The sequence below is a fragment of the Sphingopyxis sp. 550B genome (genome assembly GCF_057401805.1).
The window spans coordinates 2,552,831-2,564,955 of sequence record NZ_CM171610.1 but is presented as its reverse complement, the minus strand read 5'-3'; the positions used below and the strand labels follow the sequence as shown (position 1 = coordinate 2,564,955).

At 57.2% G+C, this 12,125-nt stretch carries 7 protein-coding genes and 1 pseudogene; 2 read left to right on the top strand and 6 right to left on the bottom strand.

The window, feature by feature from the left end:
* Window positions 1–267: 267 nt before the first annotated feature.
* Window positions 268–432 carry a hypothetical protein gene (locus AC2S9W_RS11985; RefSeq protein ID WP_486572107.1) on the bottom strand — a complete coding sequence of 55 codons (165 nt, stop codon included), beginning with the start codon at window positions 430–432 and terminating at the stop codon, window positions 268–270.
* Here AC2S9W_RS11985 and AC2S9W_RS11980 point away from each other — a divergent pair.
* Window positions 365–534 (top strand): annotated as a pseudogene (locus AC2S9W_RS11980) (IS3 family transposase); the annotation flags it as partial. The gene AC2S9W_RS11985 and the pseudogene AC2S9W_RS11980 overlap by 68 nt on opposite strands.
* A gap of 32 nt (window positions 535–566) precedes the next feature.
* On the opposite strand, the gene AC2S9W_RS11975 reads toward AC2S9W_RS11980, so the two are convergent.
* Window positions 567–989 carry a very short patch repair endonuclease gene (locus tag AC2S9W_RS11975; protein WP_486570904.1) on the bottom strand — a complete coding sequence of 141 codons (423 nt, stop codon included), beginning with the start codon at window positions 987–989 and terminating at the stop codon, window positions 567–569.
* Window positions 990–1,030: 41 nt separating this feature from the next.
* Here AC2S9W_RS11975 and AC2S9W_RS11970 point away from each other — a divergent pair, with 41 nt between their 5' ends.
* Window positions 1,031–2,596: a DNA cytosine methyltransferase gene (locus tag AC2S9W_RS11970; protein WP_486570903.1), complete on the top strand. Its 1,566-nt coding sequence runs from the start codon at window positions 1,031–1,033 to the stop codon at window positions 2,594–2,596.
* A gap of 5 nt (window positions 2,597–2,601) precedes the next feature.
* Here the strand turns inward: AC2S9W_RS11970 and drmB are convergent, their stop codons facing one another.
* Genes drmB through AC2S9W_RS11950 form a run of 4 tightly spaced genes read right to left on the bottom strand, consistent with a single transcriptional unit; the run spans window position 2,602 to window position 12,079 of the window.
* Entirely contained in the window at window positions 2,602–4,389 is a 1,788-nt protein-coding gene (gene drmB, locus AC2S9W_RS11965; protein ID WP_486570902.1) for a DrmB family protein, read from the bottom strand.
* A gap of 32 nt (window positions 4,390–4,421) precedes the next feature.
* Window positions 4,422–7,844 carry a helicase-related protein gene (locus AC2S9W_RS11960; RefSeq protein ID WP_486570901.1) on the bottom strand — a complete coding sequence of 1,141 codons (3,423 nt, stop codon included), beginning with the start codon at window positions 7,842–7,844 and terminating at the stop codon, window positions 4,422–4,424.
* Window positions 7,841–9,553, bottom strand: a complete 1,713-nt coding sequence (locus AC2S9W_RS11955) for a nuclease-related domain-containing DEAD/DEAH box helicase (protein ID WP_486572082.1) — start codon at window positions 9,551–9,553, stop codon at window positions 7,841–7,843. The genes AC2S9W_RS11960 and AC2S9W_RS11955 overlap by 4 nt, the downstream gene beginning before the upstream one ends.
* A 12-nt stretch (window positions 9,554–9,565) precedes the next feature.
* A complete protein-coding gene (locus AC2S9W_RS11950) occupies window positions 9,566–12,079 on the bottom strand; it encodes a DrmE family protein (protein ID WP_486570900.1) in 2,514 nt (837 codons plus the stop codon).
* Between the last annotated feature and the right edge of the window lie 46 nt (window positions 12,080–12,125).

Genomic DNA, 12,125 nt, shown 5'->3' with positions numbered 1-12,125 from the left:
CCGCGCGGGTCACTCGCGCGGCGTCAACAGGCCGGAACCCCTGGTTCCGGCCCGGCGGCAGCGATCATAGCCCGGACGGGGCGGGACGCATAAGCGGCCCGCCTTCGCTTGGTGCTCCCAAAGAGGGAGCCCAAGCGAAGCTGAGCGCGGTCACGCCGTCAGGCGCGAGCCGCCCGATTGCCAACCGTTACGGCAAAGCGCGCTGGCCAAACCATGCATCATCAAATGACGTGAGGCTGTCGACCTTCTGCCTGTCGATCTCAGACGTTAGACGCGCGAACGCCTGCCCGAATGGGCCAGCGAGCCGCCTTCGACAGAACAAACTGCAAAGATCTGGGCGTCGTCGTAGGGACGAAGGAAGAAGATGAAGTTAAGATCCTCCAATGCCAAATCACCGCCGAAGGCCGCTGCTGATTGGGTGGTAAAGGACATCCGCCGACAGACCCGCCGGCACTTCCTGGCTGAGGTAAGATCCGTATCGTGCTGGAGGGGCTGCGCGGTAATGACGGGATCCCAGAGCTGTGCCGGAAGGAAGACAGCGAGCGGGAAACGCGAAATAGGTTGCGCTACATTTCGGACTGAAGCCAATGCATCACGTCGTTCGCGACTGTCAAAGCTCCAAGGGTCTTGAGATCACATTCCCACACTACGCGCGTGCGCCATCCTGCCGAAGCGAGACCGTCGAGATTGCGCTGATCTCGGGAAACATTCGCCGCAAACTTTTCATCCCAGAATTGTGGGCGCGTTGCTGGCACGGTTGCGTACCTGCACCCTTCATGGCGGTGCCAGAAGCAGCCATGAACGAAAATCACAGCTTTCCAGCGAGAAAGGACGATATCCGGCCGCCCAGGTAACTTCCGATCGTGTAGCCTGAACCGCAAACCGAGCGCATGCAGCGCTTTGCGCAAGGCAATTTCCGGGCCCGTGTTGGATCCCTTGATGTTCGCCATCATCCGTGATCGCGTTTGAGGATCAACAATATCCGCCATCACATTGCCATATCTGGATTGCCTGGTATCAGTGCCATTCGATGGAGAATGTCGAGCGTATGGCTGCCAAGTTCAAGGTTGTTGATCTATTCGCAGGACCGGGCGGCCTTGCCGAAGGCTTTTCGTCGGTTCGAAACCAAGACGGTCAGCGAATTTTTGAAATAGCTCTTTCGGTGGAAAAAGAGGCATCAGCCCATCGAACCCTTCGCCTGAGGAGTTTCGTTCGTCAGTTCGCCGCTCCCCCAGCCGAGTACTATGACTATTTGGCCGGCAAGGTCAGCCACGCAGCCCTTGCTGGCAAATACCGTCGCGAGTGGGCGGCTGCTGTGGCCGAGACACGTCTGCTCGAACTCGGTTCGGAACAGGCTCAGCGTGAACTGGACCCGATCCTAGACCGACTTCGCAACGGTGACGACCCTACAATTCTGATTGGGGGGCCTCCTTGTCAGGCTTATTCTCTTGTTGGACGCGCCAGAAACAAAGGCATCGAGGGCTATGACCCTGAAAAGGATAACCGCCATTTTCTCTATCAGGAATACATCAGAATAATCGGAAAGCTACAGCCTGCCGCTTTCGTGATGGAGAACGTCAAAGGCATTCTATCGTCGAAAGTCGGACAGAAGGCGATCTTCAACCAGGTTCTGGCCGACTTGCGCACCGCAGGCGGATCGACCGGCAGCTATCACCTGATTCCCGTCGTGCGACCGATCGAGGAGCAGGCGAGCAGCTACATCGTCCGATGTGAGCAGTTCGGAATCCCGCAAGCGCGGCATCGTGTGATCATCGTGGGAATCAGAAACGATATCGCTTGCGCTCTTGGCGAAGAAGACAAGGCTGGATTGCTCTCCATTTCGCCAGCTGAAGCGACCGTCCAAGGCGTACTGGAGGGCATGCCAGAACTTCGGAGTGGACTCAGCCGCGAGATCGATACGCCGGAACAGTGGCGTGGGGCGGCCACGGCAGCGATGCTTGCTGCGTCGGAGGCCTGCAACGATAGCGACATGCCGGAAGTCGCTTCCGCACTAGGAAGCGCAGCCCAAGAGGTTGCCACAAGAAAGCAGCTTCCGGCACGAAACAGCACAGAGCTGACAACTCCCCGAAACAATGTGCTTGCCGCGTGGCTGAGCGACCCTGAATTGACCACATTGCCGAACCATGAAACCCGTGGTCATATGCGGGAGGATCTTGCGCGTTATGCCTTTGCCGCTGCGTTCGCCCAGGTTTTCGGACGCTCTCCCAAGGCCCGCGAATTCCCTGACGCCCTCGCGCCTCGCCACGACAACTGGAAGACCGGCAAATTTGCTGATCGGTTCCGTGTACAGCTCTGGAAACGCGCGTCGACGACTGTTACCAGCCACATTTCCAAGGACGGCCACTATTTCATCCATCCAGACCTGAAGCAGTGTCGCAGCCTGACTGTGCGCGAGGCAGCAAGGCTTCAGACGTTCCCCGACAATTATCTTTTCGAAGGCAACCGTACCGAGCAATTCGTGCAGGTCGGCAATGCCGTCCCGCCGCTTATGGCCAGGCAGATCGCTCAGGCCTTGCTATCGCTGCTCACCAAACTGCAGCACCCCATGAACAACAAGGAGTTCGAGGACGCCTGATGCGTTCAATCGGTTGCGAGCTTCGAGAAGAACCCACTGCTGGGGCTCGATGGAGTTCCGATCAATAAAGCCCGGTCCAGAAGGCGATTACCTTCCTCACAGCTCGTTTCAGGCAATAGCATGCACCCGTGGCAGGCAGCCATGTTCAGCGAATTCGGGCCTCGCGCCGGGCTCTCTATGCAGACCGGGTCGTTCGAACACCAGCCGGAACGCCGCATCGCAGAGCTGAACAGTGCCTCAAGCTTATCGGGCTCCCCTTGGCTGACCAGGCCGCCTAACGTACCTTCCGAATCTCCCGAGGCAGTATAGATCAAGAGGCCGAGCATGCTTTTACCGTCGGCATCCTTCCCGTGGTATATCCGTTCCCGGAGAGCAGACGAGCCATAGCCGCAAAGGAAGGTCAGCTCTCGTATCAACGCGTGGGCAAGTGCGTGAATTGTCAGAAAGCCCGCATCGATTGGTCCTGGGTCCTGACCACGTTCGGCCCTTTGCTTCTCGAGATTTTTAGATAGCAGCGCAACATGCTCTGCAAGACCAAGTGCGGGCGCGGCAAACCTTTCCGCCTTGAATTCAAGGAATATTCCTTCGCCGCGCACCACGATAGCTGGAAGCCAGCGAGGTTTGCCGTTCCGCTGCATGGCCTGAAGATCATCACCCTTTCCAGACGGAGGGTTGATCCGGGTGAAGCCGGTCATCACGCGTGTCTCACGAAGCTTTCGTACCAGACCGACGCGCTGGACAAATTCGCTCAGCCTATCGAATTGACTGCCTTCGATGATCTCGCAAAGCAGATCACTACCATCGCGGTTGCTGCCTTTTCGGAGTGCCTCGAACTCCTCCCGCCGCAAAGCCTCCGGCGTACCGGACATTTGCTTGGCCTGTTGCTTCTCGCCGAGCTTCTCTCGAACCGCAGCAACAAGTTCCGAGGCGTCCACCTTGAACATAGAAGCAAACATGCTCAACATAGCTTCGGGAACTTGGCCATCGACGATCTGCGCTGTCAGCCCCGCCCACTTTGCCGGGTCGTCTACCAGGTTCTGGATACGCGGGTCGAATTCGCGCTGCCCCCTCGGCACGTAGATGGCGCTCTCCACTGCCGGGAAATAGATGTTGGAAGCACCTCTAAGCAGTGTGTGCAGCGGGTGGTGACAACTGCCATCGCCCTTCGCATCGCCCAGCCATGGTCGAGCTCCGTTGCAGATCGCGCCCTTGTTGGCGACAGCTTGGGGCTGGAATGCTGCCGCCAGCGAATTCGCTTTACCGCATGCTTTGCATTCGACCTTGGTTCCTTGGATACTGGCAGAGCTTCGTCCCGACTTGAAATACAGCTGCGCGCTCGCTCCGCATTCGCATCCTATCCATTGGGCAAATGGAAATTCCTCGATATGTCCCTGTTCGCAAACGGAAACGATCCTGATTGGAATCATCCGACGACCTTTACCCTTGCCGCAACCTTCGGATTGACAGAAAGGTTGGTCACCAAAGGGCGTTGTTCGCTCCATCCGGTAACAGCGGGGGCAATAATGCCAGCCTGGGAACCTTACATAAGGCACGCGACGCTTGGTTCCATCGACGCTGTCTGCGTACTCCGGAGGAAGGACGAAGTATTCGCACCCAAGCGACACTTGCAGTCGCTCTTCTGAAATTCGGAGCTCTGCAGGAGGTTCTCCTTGGAACCAGCTGTCTATGCCGGCGCACATCAGCGCTTCGTCGTTTCTGAAATCGGTGATCGCTCCCACGCCGAAAGGGGATATCAGCTGGCTCCGCCTGATGGGACGATTGCGAATGATCATTCCACCGCCGCGGCGCGGCTTACCTGGGCGCCTCATTCCTCTTCTGCTCCCGGATATGTTCTCAGCAAGAAGGCCTCGCCTTCCCCATCGACGCTGCGCATGGATGAAAGTGTCGGCTTCATTGAATTCCAGTCTTCATGGGGGATCGGCCGCCCGGCCGGCCATAGGAGCGGTTCATTGGGGTCATCCGAGCCAAACTCACCATACGATTGAGGTCGCCACTCGTCCCAACGATCCAAGAACGCCTTGAGACGCTTCATCGCAACGTCCTTCTCTAGGTCGGTTGCATTCCTCGTCCTTCGGGCAATCACGTCCACGATCTGACGACGGGTCTGATCGGATATTCCTGAATTCGGAGAATTCAGGAGAGCTGCGTCCTTGTAGCGAGCCAGGACGACGGCCAACGCATGAATAGCTCGATCGACTACCGGAACGGCAAATGGAGTCACACTTGTCGGCTCGACGTGTCGGTAGGCATTTTCGTGGAAAGCTCTGAAGCTCTCGAAATGTGACCGATCTCGCGGTTTGAAGGGATTGAAGTTGGTTACGACAAGCCCTGGCTTGTCTCGATCACGGCCTACTCGGCTAGATGCCTGGATGTATTCCGACGCGGTCTTGGGCTGCCCCACGATAAGCATCAAACTGAGCCTCGGAACATCGAGGCCGACTTGGATCATGTTGGTGGCAAGGCAGAGATCGACAGTTTCGGAGGACGGTAAGGAGGTGAAGAGCTTTTGAAGTGTTCCCGGGATTTCGCCGCTGCGCAATCGACTTGTAAGCTCCTCGTCCCGATTGATGAATCGACGCAGGTCCATCGCTCCCTCAGGCAGAAGGTCCTTCATCAGGCCCATCCGGAACCATTCGGCATTCAGGTGTTCGGGAATGTCGGCTCGGATCAAGGTGGCTGCGCGCCCGAGTTCCCGAAGCGAGTTGAAGTACGCCATCACGGTCCAATAGGGGTCGCGATTGGCTTCATCGGTCGCCGAAAACGGCGGTTTCAGGAAGGCAGGTGATTGCAGAAGTGAAGACAGGGTCCAGACCTGAGCCGTGATATGAGACGGCAGGGCGCTCGCAAGCACACCGACATAGAGTCTTCCGGGGATGTCCGTACGTTCGATGGCGAAAAACGAGTCGCCCGCTCGCAAACCTTGAGGCGGGAAAAGCATGGACTTTCGGTCATACAGGGATTCTACCTGCTCTTCAGCCCGCGAGATCGTTGCCGTGGAAGCAACAATCTTCGCTCCGACTCGCTTGCCCGATTTTTCGCGAATGCAAAGCTCGTCGATCACGGTCTCGTAATGCCCGACCATGGAACCTAACGGACCAGAGATGAGGTGCAACTCGTCCTGAATGACGAGATCCGGCGGATCGACATTCTTTCCAGCGTCGATTCCGAAGAGATGCCGAGCTTCGGGTTGCCAAGGCATCATGGCGAACTTGTCGACGGTGCCGATCAATAGCGTTGGAGGGTTCGCATAAATGCGCTCGTCAACGACTTCGAGGGGGAGGCCGGTTGAGCCGTGAAAATCGCAAGCTGGGTCTGAACACCGAAACCGCACCTGTGGGGGGCGTGCCTCGCGTTCGTAGCCGAAAATTCGGCGGCGACCTTCGATGTCCACCGGCCCCATGTCCACACCGCACCAAGGGCAGGATAGCACGATAAACTTGTTGTCGTCGCCGCCGCCCTCAAGATCGGCGAGTTCCTGAACGGCCTTCGCGTTCTTGTTCGGCGTCACCGAACCGCCCAACCAGAGGCCGATTGTAATAGGGTCTACCCCATACTTCTCGGGCGACTGCCGACGAAGCAGCTCCAGTGAACAGATCAGTGAAGCGGCCCGCTGGAATTGCTGAGTTGTCAGCAGCCTGAGCGTGTATCGCATCAGAACCGAGGTGCCGGAATTTCCAGGATCAGTCAGTCGACGATGCAGGATAGCGAATGCAGCGAGGCCAAGATAGGCTTCGGTCTTACCGCCGCCGGTGGGAAACCAGATGATGTCTGCGACATCTCGTTCCTGGCTGTGAGGGTCGGCAAATGAAACGAGGTTCATCAAGACGAACGCCAGCTGGAAGGGCCTCCAGGAAGTCTTTTCGGGATATTCCGGCGCTACATAAGGTCGCTCCGGGATGTATTCAGTGCCTTCCTTGCGCCACGTCCGGCGCCTTTCGGCAACCGAGGCGAGTTCGTAATGTGCTCGCTGTGCAACCATCGCATGGTTCATCTCGGAAAATGCTTCGAACACGTCCCGGTCTGCTCCGAGCAGATCGATGCCAGCGTTCATGCGAACCAGGCATTCCCGGCAATTTGCGAGGTGGGCTCGCCCTCGCTCACGCAATTTTGCGGACAGTGTCGCGTCCGCTTCGAGCTCAGCTCCCTTGGTCTGGATCCAGTCGCCGTATGCATCTGCGAGCGCACTGCAGACTTGAGCAAGTTCCGCCCGAGACATCCGCGACATGCGGAGCATGGATAGATCGACGTTCGGTATCAGGTCCAATGGAGCAATCGGTGCCTGCTCGAAAATCGGCATTGTTTCGGATCTGACCGATCTCGCCAGTAGGTGGGGTCTGCCGTCCGTTGTCCAGTCGGCCGCACATCCGTGTCCAACAGCGAATACCGGTTTGTGCCGGTATAGCAGGCGAAGCGACAACTCCTCCTCGTCGGCACTGCTCTCGACTCGTTCGGGATATGGAAGGATCGCTGCAGCTTCTTCGCATTCAACGTTAAACGAGCATTGATATAGGCACGCCTGGTTGCTTACCTCTTGGGCACCTCGGTGCAACATGGTCATCGTCACCAGTCGCTCGCCATTCTGCCCCCAGCTGCGCGAGATCCAGTGAAGGTTCAGAATCGCACCGTGCTCGTTCCGAAAGACTTCGCGCTCGGGATGACTTCCCGGCGTGAGGTCGTTTTCCGACAAATGGATGCGTTCCGAATGCGGTTTTCGGAACCACAACTTGTTGTCAGCTTGTGGCTGTCCGGCTCCGTATCCTGGCAGATTCTTCTCTTCGTATGTCGCCCATTCCAAGGTGACACGCACACCTGAGCCTGCGGCAAGAAGGAAACTAACGCCCATCGAAGATGGGAGGAAGGTGAACGATTGCTCGACCTCCTCCTCTTCACCTTGTGACGCTTCGTTGGGCACCTCCCTTTCCGGCGGCCCCGCCATGTCTGCTTCGTTCATACCGAAATCTGCGGCTTCCGGCAGTTCGGGTGCCGCCATGGCCCCGGAATATGTCACGCCATTCGGGAAAAGAATTCCGGCAGCGTATCGATACCTCGGAGGATCTTGCGGGCGCAGGATCTCCTGACCGTTCAGGGACCCATCGGTACTCCATTGAACTGCGGGATATCCCGGATCTGGCCCGATGAGTTTCCTGCGCAGACTGTCGACGATGAAATTCCTGACCTCGACGGCAGATTCAAGTCTGGATGGAATCGGAAGCGGTGCAGCGCTCATATCGACAACGCCTTCGCCATTCCTGCAGCCACTTTCTGATCGTGAGCCCTTCGGCAGCTTTCATCGATCAGCATGTACAGTCGCGCCCTTGCCCTCGACATTCCAACGTAAAGCAGGGATTCCTCCTCATCTTCCAAGGCGTCCACATGGGCTAGAATGATGACTGGAGCCTCCAGACCCTTGAAAGCGTGGATCGTCGAATATGGCACTGAGAAGCCATTTACCTCACTCGCTTCGACGATAGCCCACGGTAAACCGGATTGTTTTGCCGCCTTCCAATTCTCCAGCCGTCGCTTGCCCAAAATCACGATGTCCTTTGCCGGAATACCTTCCCGGTTGAGGTCGTTCATGATCTGGGCGAACTTGGACGCTTCGTCCTGTTCGCTGCGATAGAAACGCACATCGACAGCATCTCCGTCTGGTTGCCCTTCCAGATTTCGATACCCATCAAACCTGGACAGGTATGAAGTCTGCAGCGCGATCCTCCGTGTATTCCGGCAGTTTCGAGTGAGAGAAATGATCCCTGCGCTACCGAGCCGATCCTGCAGCCTCTGGAGTGCTTCCTGATTTTTCCCGTAGATTGCCTGACGGCTGAAATCGCCGAAGAAGACGACCGACGCTTCGGGGCTGTCGCCGGTCCAAGCCCTTACCAACGTTGAAATCACATCAGGGTCAAAATCCTGCGCCTCGTCCACCAGGACAATGTCGAAGCGCTCGCCAGCCTCTTCGATCGCCTGAAGGCCGTAAAGCGGAAAGATTTCGTCGTAGATATCCTTGTGGCTCGAGGAGGCTTTGAAGTCTGCGGCAAGCGAGCTTTGGGCAATCCGATCCGACAGAAGCCGATGAAGGGAGCCGGCCACAATATTTCCGGATATCTTGGCTGCAGCGTCTGTCAGCCATTTTCCGAGCAGACGATTGAAGCAGAGTAGCAGCACTTGTTTTCCACCTTCCGCCATACGCCGCGCCTGCTCGAGTGCCAAGGTTGTCTTTCCGCATCCGGCCGGTCCAAGAACAATGCAGCGTGGATTGTACTGGACGCTGTCAAGGAAAGCGTACTGCTCTTCGGTGAGGGCTCGAAGTGCGGCTTCGACAGGATGCAAAGCTGCGCCAGGCGCCATGACTCGATCGAAGTCGGGCCGGATGTAACCCCTGATCCGATCAAGGACATGTGCAGTTGCCGTTCCGCCGTCTAGCTTGTTTCGCGACTGCTCCAGAGTCGGGCAGTTCGAAATGCGGCCTGCGATCCCGCCCGTCAGATCGTCCCGGTCGATGACGTCTGCACGCACGAATTCCGGGCTGACCGGCGGAGCCGGGGAATCGGGAAAAACCATCATCCAGCCAAACGGCACAGACGCTTCCCGACTGTTGGGCCCGAACTTCTTTGAAATTGCCCGAGATAGCTTGAACATCGCGTTCTGGACCTGACGGTATGGCGGTGGATCCAGATCGTGTGTCCGTCCACTGCGATCGCGCGTTGTCCATATACCATTGCGTTGGCTGATCGCTCCGCCTTTCACTTCCAGACACACAATCCCTCGATCAGGGATCAGGACAACGAAGTCGAGTTCCCCGAAGTGGCCCGTGTAGACGCTCGACAAGCCGACCGAATGGAACACGACCCAATCTTGGGTACCGGGTGCCTTTGCCAATCGCTGAAACACGGCGCGTTCGGAATCCGGAGCATCGGCGCCAGGTCTTGGCGGGATCATCGTTGCCAAAAATCACACTCCCACATCGTTCAGGGCGCTCTTCATTCGGCTTTGCCAAGCCTCATTGCCCCAGCTCAAATGATTGATCATGTTGGATGGCCAGTCGGCGAGTTGATGGATCTCCCGAACCTGAACCAACCACACGAGACCGAGTGAGAGTTCGATAGCGGTTTCCTTGTCGACTGTTTCGTCCAGCAACCCTTGGCACTCTTCGTCGAGTAGCCGCCCCAGTCTCATGCCGGACTGCATATGCAGGCCTCTCAATTTGTTGATGGCATCCCAACATTCCGTCCAGGCCGGGGCATCGGGCTCATCGTCGGCCAGCTCGGCGATGATGGTCAGGTCATCCCTGTTTCTGGGGCCGATGGTGGAGTCATCAAGCAGCCAGCCCCGAATTGTCAGACGGTCACGATGGAGGCCTCCCCATGACAGCTTCTGCCAGAGATCTGCGGGCCGATTGGAAATTTTGAGGAGAGCCTGTCGCCACTTTCGAGATCTTTGCCAAAGCTGGTCGTATTCGGTGACACCGATCTTGTCCTCGGCCAGGAGACGGATGACATCCTTCTGTCCCGCTTCGCGAATAATGAGGCGATCACCGACAGCAAGATCGTCCACCGTTTTTCTCTCGATGGTCTTCCCGCCTGAGCCAGACACCGCTGATAGCCCGTGCCCAGTAGTGAAGACCGCCCAAGAGCAACCTTCAAACACACAAAGGCGCCCCTCGCGAGAGTGCTCACTGGGTCCCAGAGAAACAGGAACGTGCATTTTGGGAGGCCGCCTGCCTTGCTCGAAGCGGTCCGTGCCAGTGCTCGTTTCAGACAGTTCCGTGTTCGACGGAGGCTTCTCCAACTCCGTCAGATCGATAGTGCCAATGACACGCTCTTGAAATTCCCTGTCCGGTCGCAGCGCCTTTCGCCGTTTCGTCCGCAATCGGAGCCTTGACCGGTAGATATCGCATTCGAAATCATAGCCGACGAGGCATAAGCGGGAGGTGGGCACTGGATCGATCAGCTTCTCGAATGATCGCCTGCTTATGAGAGACAATGCCACGGCGGTTTGGGACGGGATTATCTCGCCTGCTCCAGCGACTTCAATCTTGGCATCCGGGAGTAGTTCGGCGGCCCACTCCTTGAGCGCCGTGACATCCTTCGAACTTCCTACAATGAGCCGATCCGGCTTTTCCGTTGCCACAGCATCGAAAAGGGAGAGCCCTTTTGGGGTATCCCTGCCGGGAGTTCCGCTCTCCAAGAATGCCCGCAAACCCTGAATGGCCAATCGTGTAGGCTCCCAGGCGTCACGCGGCATTACCGGCTTCAGCATCGCGTTAGTCAACTTCAATTGCGCCAGGTGCTCCGATTGAGCGTCGAGATCGGCCTGCGCAGGGAATCTCAACCATGAGCAGAAAACCAGGAATGTTTCCCACAGATCGGCCATGATATCTTCGACCCTGTCGTCGAGGACCTCATCTACTTCTGTTGCCGAGACGCATTTCCCCAAAGCGGCCAATGCAGCTTTGCATTCGGCAAGATTGGGGTCGCAGGCTTGATGCAAATCTGTCGAGAGCGATCGCTCGGCAATGGCCGCGTCCACATTGATCCGAAGTGCCGGAAGTGCAGGCTTGCGGTCGAAATTGGTGTCAAGAAGCTCCGTCGGGTTCAGTTCCCATACGAGCCAACCTTCCTTCTGAAACGGAGCAACTTTTTCGCGGTCACGCCCTGTCGCCACCAGCACGAAGCGATGCCTTTCGGCCAAGCGGGATACGCTCTCGATATTGCGCAAACATGCATCGATGGAACGCGTGACGAAAAGTAGGCTGCCGGGTTCCGCTTTTTCTCCGGCCTTACGTGCGGCCTGGAAGTCTCGTGTTGCTGCGACAAGAGGCTCGCCAACTGCGTTGCCCACTGATTCCACGAATGCGCGACCGTCCTCGTCCAAGCCACCCCAAGCTACCCATTCAGAGAGATCCGGCCAGCCCTGTTCGTTAAACAGTTCGGGTCGACAGAGCTTGAGCGAACGAAGGCCAGATTCGGCTTCCGATTTGGTGCCCAACACGATGACTCGATTTCGCTGCAACGAGAGGTTGCCGAAGGTAGTAGTACCCGCCAAGACGTCCAATGGGGTTGGCGCAAGGGGCGACCACGTCTGCCTTTCTCGCCCCATCGGTCTCTTACGATTTGTCGCTTCGAATCTCTGGAGATCGGATTTCCTGATTAGGAAGCGACCACCATCCTGACCTTTGCGACGGTCTAATCGCTGTAACCAGTAACCTTCAATCTCGTAGCCTCCGGTCTTCTCCGAAACTTTGCCTGCGACTTCATAGACAAGTCCATCCGGCAGCGTCTTGACGCGCTGCCCTGCAACGAACGTTCGTTGTTCATGGGAATGCGCCATTGTTTCGCAATCACCCCTCATGTGAGCTATTGCGGTGGTAATTGCGGCCAGTTGATCAACACCATCCGAGACCGGAAGGATCAGGCAGACACCGCCCGTATCCTTATCGTCCGCAACCTTCATCAGCGTCTTCATGAGCCGCGTAGGCTCGAGAGGTTCTCCAGATTGATCGGAGATCACC